The organism is Alkalihalobacillus sp. NPDC127517, assembly GCF_050276055.1.
In the GTDB taxonomy this organism is placed as follows: Bacteria; Bacillota; Bacilli; order Bacillales; family Bacillaceae_D; genus Alkalicoccobacillus.
This window is the reverse complement of the sequence record NZ_JBNNQX010000030.1, coordinates 1-16,958: the sequence shown is the minus strand read 5'-3', so window position 1 is coordinate 16,958 and position 16,958 is coordinate 1. Positions and strand designations below refer to the sequence as shown.

Genomic DNA, 16,958 nt, shown 5'->3' with positions numbered 1-16,958 from the left:
GAATGATGATGATATTGATTGATTCATAAAAAATATTTTTATCTCTTTAAAAACCTTAAAACCATTGATACATTAACTTTTTCGGAGGGAGTCTCAGGTTCTCCCTCCGCTTGTTCAAATAAAATCACGAAAGGCGAATGATTCTGCAACTGAATCATTCGCCTTTTCAAATTGATTTTGAGTTATGTCCCAGCCTCTTTTTTTAATATCCAGATTCGCCCTGTAATCCTTTCATGATTGCCACACCAGAGCTTGCCCCAATTCGGGTTGCACCTGACTCAATCATTTGCTCGGCGTCCTCTAAGCTTCTTACCCCGCCAGAGGCTTTTACTCCTACTTCTGGTCCAACCGTTGCACGCATTAATTTAATATCTGCTACAGTTGCACCACCCGTCGAGAACCCAGTTGAGGTTTTAACAAAATCTGCACCTGCTTTTACCGCAAGCTCACATGCTGCTTTTTTCTCAGCATCTGTTAACAAACAGGTCTCAATAATTACTTTTACTAATGCTTGACCTTTCGCCGCCTCAACAACTGCACGAATGTCTTCCTCGACAAGCGTATGATCCATCGCTTTAAGCGCCGCAATATTAATAACCATGTCTACTTCTGCCGCACCATCTTTAATAGCTTGAGTGGTCTCAAATGCTTTTGTGGCGGTTTGAGTCGCCCCAAGAGGGAAGCCAATGACTGTGCATACCTTTACCTCATCAGACCCTTCTAAAAGCTCAGAGGCAAGCGGGACCCAAGTTGGGTTCACACAAACAGAAGCAAATTGGTAGATACTCGCTTCCTCACAAAGAGTACGGATTTGTTCTTCTGATGTATCCGGCTTCAGAGCAGTATGATCAATTTGTGAAGCTAAGCTTTGTTTCGTCATAATGTGACCTCCACGTTTTAATAGTTCACTACAGTTTGATGGACTTCTTCATCTTGCAATACACGAACAAAATCAGCATTGTTAACAGGGTAACCAGGCTTGGTAAGCTTAACTTTTACGATTTGTCCAATAAAGTCTTCACTTAACTTAACGCGTACACGAAGATAATTATCTGTGTAACCCACTAAGAAGTCCGGATGATCCTGATCTACTTCTTCAGGAATCATTTCTAGCACTTCATTATGGAATGTAGATGCATATTCCTTTGCAAGCTGATCCGACAATTGGATTAGTTTGTGAACACGCTCATTTTTAATCGACTCGTCCACTTGCTCGTCCATTCTTGCAGCAGGAGTTCCTGTGCGTTTAGAGTATGGGAACACATGAAGCTCGCTAAACTTATGCTTTGCGATAAAGTCATATGTTTCCTGGAATTCTTCCTCTGTTTCACCCGGAAATCCAACAATCACATCGGACGTAACAGCAAGACCGGGTAACGCTTCTTTTAGACGATCTAGGCGCTCTGCAAAGAAACTCATTGTGTACTTACGTCTCATTCTCTTTAGAACTGTGTCTGAGCCAGATTGTAGCGGGATATGCAGATGACGTACAACTTTCTCGGAGTCATTAATCACAGCGATTACTTCATCCGTAAGCTGACTCGCTTCAATGGATGAAATCCGAATTCGTTTAAGACCTTGCACGTTCTCCAAATCTTTTAATAAACGTGCTAAGCTATACTCTTTTAGATCCTCACCGTACCCACCCGTATGGATACCAGTTAAGACAATTTCTTTATAACCAGCTTCAACAAGCTGTGTTGCTTGTTTGATAACATCTTCTGGCTGTCTTGATCTCATCAGTCCTCGCGCCCATGGAATAATACAGAATGTACAGAAATTGTTACAGCCTTCTTGAATTTTTAAAGAGGCCCTTGTACGATCTGTGAAAGCAGGAACATCAAGCTCTTCATATACACGAGATTTCATAATGTTGCCAACACCATTAATAGGTGTACGTTCTTGTTTAAATTGTTCAATATATCCAATCATTTTCGTACGATCTTGCGTACCGACTACAATATCTACACCTGGGATCGCCATAATTTCTGCTGGTGAGGTTTGGGCGTAGCAGCCTGTTACACATATGACCGCGTCAGGGTTTTTACGAATGGCACGTCGAATCACCTGACGACTCTTTTTGTCCCCTGTATTCGTCACGGTACATGTGTTAATTACATATACATCTGATGCTTGTTCAAATTCAACTTTCTCGTAGTTCTCACTTTTAAATAGTTGCCAAATCGCTTCTGTTTCATAGTGGTTCACTTTACATCCTAAAGTGTGAAATGCGACCGTAGCCATACAATCACCTCATTAATTCAAAATGGTACGAAATCGCTGCGAGCGCTGCAAGCGACGCTGTTTCCGTACGTAATATTCTAGGTCCTAGCCCACAGGCTTTAGCACCCGCACGCTCAAATTCCAATTGTTCCTCGTCTGATATTCCGCCTTCTGGCCCAACAATTATAAGTAAAGAATCACCCGGAGTCAGTTCTTTTAGCTTGGCTGCAAAAGCCGAGGTTTCATTAGCCTTTGCCTTTTCTTCTGCCAACACAATGCATGCAGTGAACGTGTTAATTGAATCCACCAGCTGTTTAAACGAAGAGCCAGGGTCTATGGCTGGAACGATTAAGCGATACGATTGTTCAGCTGACTCTTTTGCAATTTTCTCCAGTCGCTCCCGTTTCTTTGCGCCCTTTTTCGCGTCCCATTTCACAATCGAACGAGCTGCAGAAAAAGGCAAAAACCCCACTGCACCTAGCTCCGTTCCCTTTTGCACAATGAAATCAAGCTTATCCCCTTTAGGTAGACCCTGAGCAATCGTTACTGAAATAGGAAGCTCTGTCTTTGTATGAAGTTCTTCTTTGATTGAAGCTGTTACTTCACTCAATGTAATAGATTCGAGCTCGCATAAAACAGCTCTTTGTTCTTGATTGATACACACAACCGTATTTCCAGGCTGCATCCGCATCACCTTTGTAATGTGAGCAGCATCATCATGAGTAATCGTTACATACTTGTCCGACATTTGCTCATTCGCCACAAAGTATCGTTGCATTACATAGAGTCCTTTGGTTTAATGGCAGTCATCGCTACCCAATCTTCCATCTCAGTTATTTCTGTAATCAAGAATCCAGATGCTGTTAGTGCATCTTTTACATCCTGCTTTTTACGTTGAATAATACCTGAAGTCACATAGGTACCGCCCGGACGTAGAACTGAATATACATCATCTGTAAAGGACGTAATAATCTCAGCTAAAATGTTTGCAACGACTAAATCATATGACTTGGGCTCGACACCTTTTACTAAGTCATTTTGCTTCACATCAATGATTTCCGTCGCTTGATTTAATTCAACATTACCAATCGCGCTCGTGACTGCTACATCATCTAAATCAAATGCATCTACTTTTTCAGCTGCAAGCTTTGCAGCAGCAATCGCAAGCACACCAGAACCCGTGCCTACATCTAAGACACGGTCTCCAGCAGTGATTGTTTTTTCGATTGCTTGAATAGACAGGATCGTTGTTGGATGAGTGCCCGTCCCAAACGCCATACCAGGATCGAGTTCAATGATCATTTCGCCCTCATTTGGCGTATACTCTTCCCAAGTAGGGATGATTGTAATCTGGTTTGAAACTTTTATGGGATGATAATACTTTTTCCAGGCAGTAGCCCAATCCTCTTCATCCACTTCGGATACGGTAACGTTGTTTTTACCAAGATCAATCTGATGAGCAATCAGGCCATTGATCTCACCTTTTGTCTCTTCGATTGTTTCATTAAGAAAGCTATTCACAGGGAAATAGGCTTTAACGATTACACCTTCTTCAGGATAATCATCTGGTGAAAGTTCGTACACCTTCCCGTACTCTAAATCCCAATCTTTCACTAAATCACTCGGATCCTCAATAACAACACCACTTGCACCAGATTGGTGAAGGATGTGGCATACCGGTTCTACTGCTGCTTGTGTTGTATGAATACTGAACTCTGCCCACTTCAAGCTTAAATCACTCCCATAATTCGTTTCGTACAAAATTAATCGCCTTTAAATGCTCGTTTCACCTTTGAGAAGAAAGAATCCTGTTCTTCAATTGTATGACTGCCGTTTGTTTCCGCAAACTCTCTCATGATATCTTTCTCTTTCTCACTTAGGTTTTTCGGAGTTACTACGCGGACAATTACATGTTGATCCCCTTGACCACGCCCATGAACATTTGGTACGCCTTTACCACGTAGTCTAAAGTTTGTTCCCGTTTGAGTACCTGCTGGGATCTTCAGCTTGATCTTCCCGTTTAGCGTTGGTACTTCAATCTCATCACCTAAAGCTACCTGCGTAAATGTTAAAGGCATTTCACAATGGATGTCTTCACCATCACGCTCGAAAAATTCATGTGGCTTCACGTTAAATACGACGTACAGGTCTCCAGCTGGACCACCGTTTGCACCAGGTTCACCTTGGCCAGATACACGCATCTGTTGACCATGATCAATTCCCGCTGGAACCTTCACATTGATCTTCTTACGCTTGCGCACTTTTCCTTTACCGCCACAAGTAGAACACTTGTCTTTAATTGTTTTCCCTGTACCTTCACAGTGGTTACACACTCTGCGATTTACTACACGCCCAAATGGTGTGTTTTGTTCTACATTTAGTTGACCGGATCCACCACAATGTGAACAAGTTTCCGGCTTCGTTCCAGGCTTCGCCCCTGAACCAGAACATGTATTACAGTTTTCTTCTCGCGGAATTTCAATTTCTGTATCTTTTCCAAAGACAGCTTCTTTGAATTCTAATGTCATTGTGTATTGAAGGTCTGCACCTTGACGAGGACCGTTTGGATTACGTCTACCACCGCCGCCACCAAAGAACATATCAAAGATATCGTTAAATCCACCGAAGTCTCCACCAGCTCCACCACCAAAACCTTGGTTCGGATCTGTATGTCCAAATTGATCATATTGAGATTTCTGTTGTGGATCACTTAATACATCATAGGCTTCTTTTACTTCTTTGAATTTCGCTTCAGCATCGTCAGCTTTATTCACGTCTGGATGATAGGTACGTGCTAGCTTTCTATAAGCTTTTTTAACCTCATCAACAGAAGCATTTTTATCTACTCCAAGTACTTCATAGTAATCTCGTTTACTCACGTCATCCACTCCCAACCAATTAAAAATACGCTAATTACTCATAACGTTCATCATACCATTTCTATGCAATAAGGCGCAAGATGCGCTCTAGTCAAAGAAAAAGCCAAAGCCATACATGCTGACTTTGACTTTTCCACATTACTTACTTATCTTTTTTGTCTTGATCTTCGTCTTGAACTTCTTCGTACTCAGCATCAACAACTGAATCGTCTTGGGCATTTTCAGCTCCGCCTTCTTGTCCAGCTTGTGCTGCTTGAGCCGCTTGCTCATACATTTTTGTTGTTAGAGCCATAACAATTTCTTGAAGCTCGTCTTTCGCTGTGCGGATCTCTTCAAGATTATCTGCTTCGATTGCCGCTTTTAGCTTATCTTTTGCAGCTTCTGCTTTTTCCTTCTCTTCTTGTTCAACATTATCGCCTAGGTCTTTAAGCGTTTTGTCTGTAGAGAATACAAGCTGATCTGCTTCGTTACGAAGTTCTACTTCTTCACGACGTTTTTTGTCTTCTTCAGCATTTGCTTCAGCGTCTTTAACCATTTGTTCTACTTCTTCATCTGATAAACCTGAAGAAGATGTGATTGTAATAGATTGCTCTTTGTTTGTTCCTAGATCTTTTGCTTTTACATTTACGATACCATTGGCATCAATGTCAAAAGCAACTTCAATTTGTGGAACACCACGTGGTGCTGGTGGAATGTCCGCTAATTGGAAGCGACCTAATGTTTTGTTATGAGCAGCCATTTCACGCTCACCTTGCAGGACATGGATGTCAACAGATGGCTGATTGTCAGCTGCTGTTGAGAATACTTGAGATTTTGATGTAGGGATCGTTGTGTTACGGTCAATTAACTTTGTGAACACTCCGCCCATCGTTTCAATACCAAGAGATAGTGGTGTTACGTCAAGAAGAACAACATCTTTAACGTCTCCTGTTAGGACACCAGCTTGGATCGCTGCTCCAAGAGCTACTACTTCATCCGGGTTTACACCTTTATGAGGGTCTTTACCAGTAAGCTGTTTGATTGCTTCTTGTACAGCTGGAATACGAGTCGATCCACCAACTAGAACAATTTTATCAATTTCACTTGCAGAAAGTCCTGCATCTTGCATCGCACGGCGTGTTGGTGCAAGTGTACGTTCTACAAGATCAGCAGAGATCTCTTCGAATTTAGCACGGCTTAGTGAGATTTCAAGGTGCTTAGGACCTGTGGAATCAGCTGTGATAAACGGAAGTGAAATTTGAGTTTGTGTAACACCAGAAAGATCCTTTTTCGCTTTTTCAGCAGCATCTTTCAGACGTTGCATCGCCATCTTATCTTGTGACAGGTCAATGCCGTTGTCTTTTTTGAATTGTTCTACAAGGTAGTTAATAATCACTTCATCAAAGTCATCTCCACCAAGCTTGTTGTCACCAGATGTAGCTTTAACTTCGAAGAATCCATCACCTAGTTCAAGAATAGATACGTCAAACGTACCACCACCTAAGTCATAAACAAGGATCGTTTGATCTTCTTCTTTTTCAAGCCCATAAGCAAGTGCAGCAGCTGTCGGCTCGTTGACGATACGATCTACTTGAAGACCAGCAATTTTACCAGCATCCTTCGTAGCTTGACGTTGAGAGTCATTGAAGTATGCAGGCACTGTGATTACAGCGTTTGTTACTGTCTCACCTAAGTACGCTTCAGCATCTGATTTAAGCTTTTGAAGGATAATCGCTGAAAGCTCTTGAGGTGTGAACTCAGTTCCTTCAATTGTTTCTTTATAGTCTGTTCCCATGTGACGCTTGATAGAGATCACTGTGTTAGGGTTCGTTACCGCTTGACGCTTGGCAACTTCTCCTACTAGACGCTCACCATCTTTAAAAGCGATAACAGATGGCGTTGTACGGTTACCTTCCGGGTTAGGGATAACTGTTGCTTCCCCACCTTCCATTACTGCAACACATGAATTCGTTGTTCCTAAGTCAATTCCAATAATCTTACTCATATCGGATCTTCCTCCTGATTTGTTCATTTTTTTAGTGTTAGGCGTTTACTTTTACCATTGAAGGACGTAATACACGATCCTTTAACTTATAGCCTTTTTGGAGCTCTTCAACTACCTGATTTGAATCAAAGCCTTCCTCTTCTACTTGCATCACTGCTTGATGTAGATGAGGATCAAATACTTGGCCTACTGTTTCGATGGCTGTTACGCCTTCTTTTTTCAGCGCTTCTTGAAGCTGGCCGTAAACCATGTTCAACCCTTGAGCTAGTGATTTTGCTTCCTCACCCTCTGGTTTAACCGAAAGAGCACGCTCGAAGTTATCTAAAGCAGGAAGCAATTCCTCGATAAAGCCCTGCGCTCTATATTTAGCAGCCGCTTCCTTCTCCTCACGAGAACGTCTACGGAAGTTATCATAATCAGCTTGAACACGCAATAAACGGTTGTTTAGGTCAGCAATTTGTGCTTGATAAGCTGCTTCTGCAGATTCTTCGTCTGCCTCTTCCTGCTCTTCAATCACATGCCCTTCCATTACATCAGCCATTTCTTGCTCCTGATCTTGCTCTTTTTGTTCAGCTTCTTCTTGTTCTTGCTCATGTTGTTGTTTGTTTTCTTTACTCACGTAACATTCACCTCCATAACCCATTAACTATGTATTGATGACTAGAACGAATAAAAGTACGCTCTAGTCACTATTACCAATTCGTGTGTTATTGATACAGCTTTGTCAATAACCTTGTTAAATCTTTTGAAAGGTAGTCCACGACTTTGATGGCCCGATGATATTCCATTCGAGTCGGACCGATAATCCCAATCGTTCCTACATGTTGGTTACCAATTGAGTAATCAGCCGTAATCATACTGCAGTCATCAAATGCTTCAAGCTGATTTTCGTGACCAATCTTCACTTGTAGTCCAGTATTCTGCGTTCGTAGGAGCTGATGCATGCTTTGATCTTCCTCTAAGAAATTAAAAAGCAAGCGCACTTTATCTACATCCCTAAACTCAGGCTGATTTAAAATGTTTGTTTTCCCACTATAAAACACTTTATGTGGGCGCTCCATAGAAAGGGAAAGCTGCAAGCTCTCAAGTAATGAATCGTAAGCTTTTACGTGCTCGCGCATCACTTGAGCCATTTCAGTTTGAATGGCAGACTGTAGCTTGTAAAGCGGGATACCCATTAATCGTTGGTTCATGATGTTTACTAAACGCTCCAAATCTGATGGATCAATTCTTTCAGATAGATGAAGCATTTGATTCTCAACATGACCTGTCGTACTAACGAGAATCAAAATCGCTTTTTCAGAAGACAATGGAACAATTTGTACATTTCGCAACCTTGCATCTTCCATTTCTGGCCCAAGTACAATTGAAATATAACTAGTCATTTCTGAAAGAATACGCGCAGACTGCCTAAACATCTCTTCAAGCTCTTGAGCTTGAGATGAGAAGACTGTATGAATACTTTCTTTTTCTTTCACTGTTAGCCGGTGAGGCATTAACAAGTGATCTACATAAAAACGATACCCCTTCTGTGAAGGAATTCGCCCGGCTGAGCTATGTGGCTTTTCAAGAAAACCAAGCTCTTCTAAATCAGACATATCATTCCTGATCGTAGCAGGACTAAACGAAATATCATGACGCTTTGAGATGCTACGTGAACCAACTGGCTCCGCAGAACGAATATATTCATCAACTATCGCACTCAAAATGGACAATTGTCTTTCTGTCAGCATCCCGAATCACCCCTGTTAGCACTCTCTAATTACGAGTGCTAATTCTATTGATAAGTTATCAAATAGGTCAGAGTTTGTCAATATGAATGCTTCGAGAAAAAAACTTGAGCTCTAAACTAAATTTTCCTCATCCAACACAGCTAAAAACGACTCGAATACTTCGTTCCCCAAAAGGAGTCCTTCATCCGATAATCGGAGCGCACCTTCTTTGTATTCCAGAAGACCTCTTTGGAGATTCTCTGCAATTTGCTTCTCGTATACTTCTTCAAATCGCAAGCCATATTGAGCATAAAATGTCTCAGGATGAACGCCATCTCGTTTACGTAAGCCTAAAAACATGGCTTCCTCAAGCTGCTCTACCTTTGTTACATGGTGAGTATTTAACCGAGGGAGTTTGTCTGCTTCTACTGCATCAATGTATTGGTTCACAGGACCAATGTTTTGATATCTCACACCTTCTATATAACCAGACGCACCTGCTCCAAAACCAAAATAAGAAGAATTGTCCCAATAAACGAGATTATGTTTACTCTCATGTGCTGGTTTTGAGAAGTTACTAATTTCATAATGGGTATATCCGGCCGCACGTGTTATCGCACGAAGGTCGTGATACATTTCGACCTCATGCTCCTCCGGTGGCAGATGAAGCGAGCCTTTTCGCTGACGATTAAAGAACACCGTTTTTTCTTCTATTTTTAAAGAATATGCAGAGATGTGCTCAACATCAAGCGTTGTTGCTTGCTGTAAGGTTTCTCTAAATGATTCAGGCGTTTGATGTGGAAGTCCAAACATCAAGTCAATCGATAGGTTTTCGAATCCAACCTCCCGAGCTGTCTGTACAGCTTCGTATACACTGTCAGCTCGATGCGTCCGTCCAATCGCTTCAAGTAAATGCGGATCAAATGTTTGAACACCTATGCTTAATCGGTTCACACCCTCTTTAAACAGAGCTTGCAGCTTTTCCTTTTCTGCACTATCAGGATTCACTTCCACCGTCCACTCTTCTACATGTTCAAGAGGAAAGATGTCTTTCATCCCTTTCACGAGAAAAGAAAGTTGTTCGGCAGTCAGTGCGGTTGGTGTACCTCCACCAATGTAGATCGTTCGTATAGTGTCTACTTGGTGTTCCCGCTGAGCCTTTTTCATTTCATCTAAAAGAGCCTCTAGGTACGTTTGAACAGGCTGATTTTTCAAAAAGACTTTATTAAAATCACAGTAATGACAAATATGTTCGCAAAAAGGAATGTGGACATAGATGGCTTCTTGACTCATAACTTCGTAACACCCCTTTAAACATGGTAAAAAGCCGGCAAAAGCCAGCCTCCATCCATTTATTCATCCATCCGCAGGACAGCCATAAATGCCTCTTGAGGCACTTCAACGTTACCAACAGATTTCATTCGTTTCTTACCTTCTTTTTGTTTCTCTAGTAGCTTACGCTTACGTGAAATATCTCCGCCATAACATTTTGCGAGTACGTTTTTACGCATCGCTTTGATCGTTGAGCGAGCAATGATTTTTTGGCCAATACTTGCTTGAATAGGGACTTCAAATTGTTGCCTCGGAATCAGTTCCTTCAGCTTCTCTACAATGATCTTTCCACGTTCATACGCAGAATCGCGGTGAACAATGATCGATAATGCATCAACTGTTTCTCCATTAAGAAGAATATCCATTTTCACAAGTTTTGAAGCCTTATAGCCAATAAGCTCGTAATCAAACGATGCATATCCTTTAGTGTTTGATTTTAATTGATCAAAGAAATCATACACAATCTCAGACAATGGAATCTCGTATACGATTTGAACGCGGTTTGCATCTAAATACTGCATATCAATAAAAATGCCACGTTTCTTTTGGCAGAGCTCCATCACTGATCCAACGTAATCATTTGGAACCATCACACTTGCACGAACGTATGGCTCTTCTACCTGTTCGATTTTTTGAGCATCCGGCATGTTTGAAGGGTTATCAATTCGTACAGACTCCCCATTTGTCAGTGATACCGTGTAGATAACACTTGGAGCTGTTGTAATTAGAGTAATCCCAAATTCACGTTCGATACGCTCTTGAATAATCTCCATATGCAGTAGACCTAAGAATCCACAACGGAATCCAAATCCTAACGCTTGAGAAGTCTCAGGCTCATATTGAAGAGAGGCATCATTTAATTCAAGGCGTTCCAATGCTTCGCGTAAATCATTGTATTCGCCAGTATCAACCGGATATAATCCGCAATATACCATAGGATTCATTTTGCGGTAGCCAGGAAGTGGTTCATCTGTCGGATTATCAGCACTTGTAATGGTATCCCCTACACGCGTATCACCAACATTTTTAATGGCGGCTGTAAGGAATCCTACGTCACCAACCGTTAGCTCATCCTTCTTTGTTGCTTTAGGAGTAAATACACCAATTTCACTTACTTCAAAATCTTTTCCAGTCGCCATCATACGAATGCGGTCACCTGGTTTGATTGTACCTTCTACCACACGAATGTAAGCAATAACCCCACGGTACGCATCATATAACGAATCAAAGATTAACGCTTTGAATGGGGCACCCGGATCTCCTGTAGGCGCAGGTACTTTTTCAACAACCTGCTCAAGAATTTCTTCAATTCCTATTCCATTTTTCGCCGATGCATGTACAGCCTCAGACGTATCAAGGCCAATCACGTCTTCAACTTCCTGCTTCACACGGTCTGGCTCTGCACTCGGTAAATCAATCTTATTAATAACAGGCAGAATCTCAAGGTCGTTATCAAGGGCAAGATACACATTGGCAAGCGTTTGTGCTTCAATCCCTTGCGCAGCATCTACAATTAGTAGAGCCCCCTCACAGGCAGCCAGACTACGAGAAACTTCGTACGTAAAATCGACATGTCCCGGTGTATCAATCAAGTGAAAGATGTACTCTACGCCATCCTTCGCTTTATATGTTAATTGAACCGCGTTCAGCTTAATGGTAATGCCTCGCTCACGCTCTAAATCCATCGCATCAAGCGTCTGTTCCTTCATTTCACGATGTGTTAGCGCTCCAGTTAATTCTAAAATCCGGTCAGCAAGCGTAGACTTTCCATGGTCAATATGGGCGATAATCGAGAAGTTACGAATCCTCTCTCGCCTTTCAATACGTTCTTCATTATTCATTCTACAATCACTCCTACAGCTTACGTACAAATACACTATCCTCTATTATAGCAAGCTGTAGGTAGACGTTCAATACAGAGTGTAAAATGTTTTTCAACGGACTGCTTATCACTCAGGCTCACTTTCAAGCGATCGTCCATTTAATCCTTCAATCGCCCCCACTAAACTCGATAATCCTTTTCTCGTTAAGTTCTCAAGACTGTTCGCTCCAGCCATGGCTGATTCCGAGAAAAAGTTCTGAGGAGTCTCAGTGTTTGTCGCTTCTGATTTTTGGACTAGATCAACAGATGCGACCACTTTTTGGTTAACCACCTGATCCGACGGCTTCACCTCTTGAACCTCAAGTGGTTTTGGAGAAGATAGCCCTAGCTGTTCATTTACATATTGAATGCCTCCCATTGCACCTAGTAGCATCGCAATACATATGATCCCTCCGTAAATAAACAGTTTCTTCATCATGGCTACTCCTCCTTTTGTTGATTCCAATAATACTCAGATATGACATCCGCTAACGCTTCTGCTGAATGATATGTTTCCTCGAGCGTATTTTCAACTCCACCAACCTCAACTAACATCATGTTAGGAGATAAATCCTGATTAAATACTCCGTTTGTTCTTGCTCCTTCTTTGTACAGGACACCACGAGATAATCCTGGATACTTTTTCTCAAGTAATGAATTTAGCTCTTCAGCCATCCTTGTATTTAATTCAGCATCTGGATTATTACCCCCAACTACTAACACAACTCTTGCGTACTCTACACCATTAATCATTGCGGTTGTTTTGTCTCTCCCTACAGAATCACGATGCAAATCAAAAAATAACTCAAATTCCTCTGGGCCTGCTACCGCTTCTTCTAAAAAGATTCGTGCAGCCTCATACGAACGATTATAGTTCCAACCTTTTTGATGCAAACTTTCTTGAACACTTCGTTTTTCCTTCACCGTACCAATTCCATGTTTTTCAAGCTCCTGTTTAAGCTTTTCATTCGTCTGAGTGATATTTACTTTTTTATTAAACGCCTCTTTTGAAGTTAATTCCGGTAAAAACGACTCTGTGTCATGTGTGTTAATAAGGTAGACTACATTCTTATCCCCTGTTGTTTGCTCCGATTCCGTTTGCTTTCGCTTTGCTTCCTCTGCTTCTTTCTCAAGCTGAATGACTTTCTCCAAACTTTCTTCTTTCGCATCTCGTTCGGCAAGCTGCACATCAATGGGAGGACTTGATTCATGAGACAACGTTGTATAATCCGTCCCCTCACCAGCTATATAGATCTGCGAATCAAAGACAGTGAATCCCGGAAGTTCTCTCCCTAAAAAACTTCGTGGATCCTCAGGATTTAAACTGGTCATTACGTGAAAGGCTAAAGGAGCGAGTTGCATATGCTTCTCTCCTTCAGGCAGCATGTCCGCAAAGTGACTATTCTCCATCCCCATCACTTGTAGCAGCTGTTCTCCCACAAGTCCTACTGACCATTCATGTATGTTATCTGAAGTGACGCCACGCGCTTGTCCAATTGACGTTAAAAGACTAATTAGGATAAACAAACTAATGACACCAAGTACACATGCAATAATTAGTTGCTTTATGCTTGTCCGATTCACTTTGATCGTAATGCCTCGATATCCCGCTCGTTTCATTTGATCACTCCTACATCCAATACCAACTACTGCCATCCTATGCAGGTAGAGGAGCATCTAGACCAAAAAAACTGCTCCTTGTCGGATGACAAAGAACAGTTTCAGAATTAGCGCGTATACGCCCCGATGTTTTCTTGATCTACTTGATGATGGAGAGCTGCATTTAAGCCGCCCGCTATAACATGAGCCATATCTTCAATAAACACATCAATCTCTTTTGGAGTGACCATTAAATTATGACCAAGCGGTGAGAGAACCTCTGAGATTAGCTGACGTTTTTCATGCTCTGGCAAATTGCCGACAATACCGAGGACTGTCTCACGCTTTTTCTCATCAGGTAAGTCTTCCTCTGTCAGCTTTCTTTTTTCACCGAAGCTCATTCCTGCAGGCACTAATGACCTTGAGGGAGCTTTGCCCGTTCTCATTTCTCGACCAAAGTGTTTTAGCACATAATCAATCGTATCACTTGTAATCGTTACCGCATCCACTACAGTTGGAATCCCTATTGCAATGACTGGTATTCCTAACGTATCCTTACTAATTTCTTTTCTTTTATTTCCTACCCCACTCCCCGGATGAATCCCGGTATCTGTAATTTGAATGGTTGTATTCACTCGTTCAACCGATCTTGAAGCGAGTGCATCGATGACGATTAAAAAGTCTGGTTTCACTTTATCAATGACTCCAAATAAAATATCACTCGTTTCAATGCCCGTTAACCCCATGACACCAGGTGTTAATGCACTCACTGAGCGAAATCCATCTTGTACCTCTTCAGGTGCCAGTTCAAACAGATGACGCGTAACCAAAATTTCTTCTACAGCAATTGGCCCAAGTGCATCTGGCGTCACATTCCAGTTACCAAGGCCAATCACTAAACAAGAATCCGTATCTCCAACACCTGTTTCCCTTAAGAATGCATTAAATGACGAGGCAAATACTTTCTCAAGTGTCGCTTGTAGATCTGTATCCTTCGCCCGAATCCCTTGAGACTCAAAGGTTAAATAATGACCCGCTTTTTTTCCTAGTTTAGGGGCGGCTTCCGCATCTATTTTAACCCGTGTCACAATAATGCCCTCAACTTCATCTGAAGTGACCTCTACTCCCGAGGAAGGCTTCGACGTTTGTTGTTTTTCCTTGTATAATTCATTCGCTTCAATCGCTAAATCTGTACGGATTTCAAATGATTCCATTTCCAAGTGTTTGTTCATTATTACCCTCCTGATCCCAGTGATTTTCTTATCGTTCCTCTCAGTTTATTTTTTCATGCATAACTAATCCAAATCGAGCTATTGCTTTTAGTAAGCGATTTTGATAAAATGCTTGTTGTTATACATGTGATTCTAAACAGCATTTCAATTGCTATTAACGGTATGTAAAAGGACAATCTTCTTTGAACAAACTAGTTACAAATTGAGAATGGGCTGTTTGCTCAGGAGGTGAAACAAATGGCAAATATTAAATCCGCAATCAAACGTGTGAAAACAAATGACAAGCGCCGTGCTCAAAACGTTGCATATAAGTCAGCTCTACGTACTGCCATCAAAAACTTCGAAAAGAAAGTTGAAGCTGGTGAAACAGAAGGAGCTCAAGTAGCTTTCGCTGAAGCGACTAAAAAGATTGATAAAGCTTCAAGTAAAGGCCTTATCCATAAAAACAACGCTGCACGTACTAAGTCTCGTCTAGCTAAACAGCTTAACGGACTTTCAGCATAATAAAAAAAACGACTCGTATGAGTCGTTTTTTTTATGCATATGACTTAATTGAAAGCGAGCCTAGCTTAATAATAAATAGTTCAACAGCAAGTTCCTTATTCTGTTTCCCCGTTTTAATTGCGTAATCTGTATCCGCCGCAGCAATGATACTAGACTTTAATTTTTTCTCTTCAAATCCTGCTACCATCCTAGCCGCTAACTTAACAACGTATGGATGTAATTTCAACATGCCTGCCATTTGTTTTTCCGAATAAGACCGCTGCTTTAATTCCTTAACATGTAGGTAAATGCGAAGCTGTCTAACGAGCATGGCAAGAATCATTAATGGCTCTTCTTTTCGTCGAACCATCTCTTTATATGACCCAATTGCAGATGTAATATCACCTTTCATTGACCATTCAATTAGATCAAAGATCGACTGCTCAAGTGTTTTAGCCACTAGTTGATCCACAGCCTCCATCGTAACTTCTCCACCAACTCCTGAATAAAGCTGACACTTCACTAATTCTGACCGAAGCTGTAATAAATTTGTTCCTGCTAAATCAATGAGTCGTCTTTTTACAGGGTCCGGCACATCGATGCCCAGTTCATCCGCTTGCTCCTGAATCCACTTTATCGTTTCATGATCCGATAACTCAGATGCTTGAACAACCGTCGCGTTGGATTTGAGTTGCTTTGTTACTTTTTTACGTTCATCTAATTTTTCATAAGGAGCAATAAGAAGTAAGATGGTTTCTGTAAGAGGTTGTTTTAAATAAGGCTCTAGTGTTTCAACCTGATGTTCGATAGCCGAATCGTTTTTCTGACTGGTTGCCAAATAGAAATCGTATACGATAACTACCTTTTTCGAAGCAAAAAACGGCAAGGTCTCCGCTTCTTCTATAATAAATTGTAATGGCGTGTCCGCTAATCGGAATCGTTGCACATTCATTTCCTGATCTTCTTTACTTAACGCATTCGAAATAATCTCTTGAACCATTTCCTCAATGATAAAAGCCTGTGTCCCGTGTATAAAATAAACAGGACTGATCTGTCCATTTCGAATATGTTTAAGTTGCTTTATGTACTCCATCTACTATCCCGTTCCCTCCAAAGCTTCGATAGATGTAGTGTACTAAAAGTCGTACAAAAGATAAAGAGGAGGTAACCAAATAGGCACCTCCATTTATAATAAACGCTAGGAAATAAATCCCGGGTGGTTTATTTCCTTACGTATTTGAAGACCGGTCTCTTTATAAGATATCCTATGCATTCGGGCATTATAGGTGACAACTCTTAACAGCGCAACCAATCCAGTTATAAAAAGACCATTTGATGAAACAAGCATAGTAAAATAGAGCGCTTTCGCTTATACTTAAATGTGAAAAGAGAGGAGGATTATGATGAATAAGTTTGAAGAAGACGTTCAAAGCAAACGGAATGATGCCATCGACTCTGGTATTGGGTTTGTCGCATCCTTTGGTTTCTTTGCCACCCTCTTTATTATTGCGTCACTTGTTGATGTGTTTAGTCAGTTCTAAACGAAGACCTAACGTTCAATCGAGTAGGAGGATAATCATTAATTGATTATCCGACCTCTCACACCACCGTACGTACGGTTCCGTATACGGCGGTTCAATATCTTGCGTACGC

The 16,958-nt window shown here is 41.4% G+C and carries 16 protein-coding genes; 2 read left to right on the top strand and 14 right to left on the bottom strand.

What is annotated here, in order from left to right; all coding sequences use genetic code 11:
- Positions 1 to 202: 202 nt before the first annotated feature.
- The 13 genes from deoC to gpr all read right to left on the bottom strand — a co-directional run bounded on the left by deoC (position 203) and on the right by gpr (position 14,822).
- Positions 203 to 880 carry a deoxyribose-phosphate aldolase gene (deoC, locus tag ACQKKO_RS21280; protein WP_498650683.1) on the bottom strand — a complete coding sequence of 226 codons (678 nt, stop codon included), beginning with the start codon at positions 878 to 880 and terminating at the stop codon, positions 203 to 205.
- A gap of 17 nt (positions 881 to 897) precedes the next feature.
- Complete coding sequence (gene mtaB / locus ACQKKO_RS21275; RefSeq protein ID WP_498650681.1) at positions 898 to 2,244, bottom strand: tRNA (N(6)-L-threonylcarbamoyladenosine(37)-C(2))-methylthiotransferase MtaB; 1,347 nt, start codon at positions 2,242 to 2,244, stop codon at positions 898 to 900.
- Positions 2,245 to 2,248: 4 nt separating this feature from the next.
- The gene (locus ACQKKO_RS21270; protein ID WP_498650680.1) at positions 2,249 to 3,001 is read right to left on the bottom strand and encodes a 16S rRNA (uracil(1498)-N(3))-methyltransferase; all 753 of its coding nucleotides are present in this window, start codon (positions 2,999 to 3,001) and stop codon (positions 2,249 to 2,251) included.
- On the bottom strand, positions 3,001 to 3,951 hold the full coding sequence (gene prmA, locus ACQKKO_RS21265) for a 50S ribosomal protein L11 methyltransferase (protein WP_498650678.1): 951 nt from the start codon (positions 3,949 to 3,951) through the stop codon (positions 3,001 to 3,003). Before prmA ends, ACQKKO_RS21270 begins: the two co-directional genes overlap by 1 nt.
- Positions 3,952 to 3,986: 35 nt before the next feature.
- The gene (gene dnaJ / locus ACQKKO_RS21260) at positions 3,987 to 5,102 is read right to left on the bottom strand and encodes a molecular chaperone DnaJ (protein WP_498650675.1); all 1,116 of its coding nucleotides are present in this window, start codon (positions 5,100 to 5,102) and stop codon (positions 3,987 to 3,989) included.
- Positions 5,103 to 5,244: 142 nt separating this feature from the next.
- Positions 5,245 to 7,086 (bottom strand): molecular chaperone DnaK, encoded by a 1,842-nt coding sequence (gene dnaK, locus ACQKKO_RS21255; RefSeq protein ID WP_498650674.1) that lies wholly within the window; start codon positions 7,084 to 7,086, stop codon positions 5,245 to 5,247.
- Between the two features lie 37 nt (positions 7,087 to 7,123).
- A complete protein-coding gene (gene grpE, locus ACQKKO_RS21250; RefSeq protein WP_498650671.1) occupies positions 7,124 to 7,705 on the bottom strand; it encodes a nucleotide exchange factor GrpE in 582 nt (193 codons plus the stop codon).
- Positions 7,706 to 7,793: 88 nt separating this feature from the next.
- A complete protein-coding gene (hrcA, locus tag ACQKKO_RS21245; protein WP_498650669.1) occupies positions 7,794 to 8,819 on the bottom strand; it encodes a heat-inducible transcriptional repressor HrcA in 1,026 nt (341 codons plus the stop codon).
- A gap of 111 nt (positions 8,820 to 8,930) precedes the next feature.
- The gene (gene hemW / locus ACQKKO_RS21240; RefSeq protein ID WP_498650667.1) at positions 8,931 to 10,091 is read right to left on the bottom strand and encodes a radical SAM family heme chaperone HemW; all 1,161 of its coding nucleotides are present in this window, start codon (positions 10,089 to 10,091) and stop codon (positions 8,931 to 8,933) included.
- 59 nt (positions 10,092 to 10,150) lie between these two features.
- Positions 10,151 to 11,971 carry a translation elongation factor 4 gene (lepA, locus tag ACQKKO_RS21235; RefSeq protein WP_498650665.1) on the bottom strand — a complete coding sequence of 607 codons (1,821 nt, stop codon included), beginning with the start codon at positions 11,969 to 11,971 and terminating at the stop codon, positions 10,151 to 10,153.
- A gap of 108 nt (positions 11,972 to 12,079) precedes the next feature.
- A complete protein-coding gene (locus ACQKKO_RS21230) occupies positions 12,080 to 12,430 on the bottom strand; it encodes a hypothetical protein (protein ID WP_498650663.1) in 351 nt (116 codons plus the stop codon).
- 2 nt (positions 12,431 to 12,432) lie between these two features.
- Positions 12,433 to 13,611, bottom strand: a complete 1,179-nt coding sequence (gene spoIIP, locus ACQKKO_RS21225; protein WP_498650661.1) for a stage II sporulation protein P — start codon at positions 13,609 to 13,611, stop codon at positions 12,433 to 12,435.
- Positions 13,612 to 13,718: 107 nt separating this feature from the next.
- Positions 13,719 to 14,822 (bottom strand): GPR endopeptidase, encoded by a 1,104-nt coding sequence (gene gpr, locus ACQKKO_RS21220; RefSeq protein WP_498650659.1) that lies wholly within the window; start codon positions 14,820 to 14,822, stop codon positions 13,719 to 13,721.
- Positions 14,823 to 15,059: 237 nt separating this feature from the next.
- On the opposite strand from gpr, the gene rpsT reads away from it, so the two are divergent.
- A complete protein-coding gene (gene rpsT, locus ACQKKO_RS21215) occupies positions 15,060 to 15,326 on the top strand; it encodes a 30S ribosomal protein S20 (RefSeq protein ID WP_143848674.1) in 267 nt (88 codons plus the stop codon).
- A gap of 31 nt (positions 15,327 to 15,357) precedes the next feature.
- On the opposite strand, the gene holA is transcribed toward rpsT, so the two are convergent.
- Positions 15,358 to 16,398 carry a DNA polymerase III subunit delta gene (gene holA / locus ACQKKO_RS21210; protein ID WP_498650657.1) on the bottom strand — a complete coding sequence of 347 codons (1,041 nt, stop codon included), beginning with the start codon at positions 16,396 to 16,398 and terminating at the stop codon, positions 15,358 to 15,360.
- Between the two features lie 310 nt (positions 16,399 to 16,708).
- Here holA and ACQKKO_RS21205 point away from each other — a divergent pair, with 310 nt between their 5' ends.
- On the top strand, positions 16,709 to 16,846 hold the full coding sequence (locus ACQKKO_RS21205) for a YqzM family protein (protein ID WP_203086423.1): 138 nt from the start codon (positions 16,709 to 16,711) through the stop codon (positions 16,844 to 16,846).
- Positions 16,847 to 16,958: the final 112 nt, after the last annotated feature.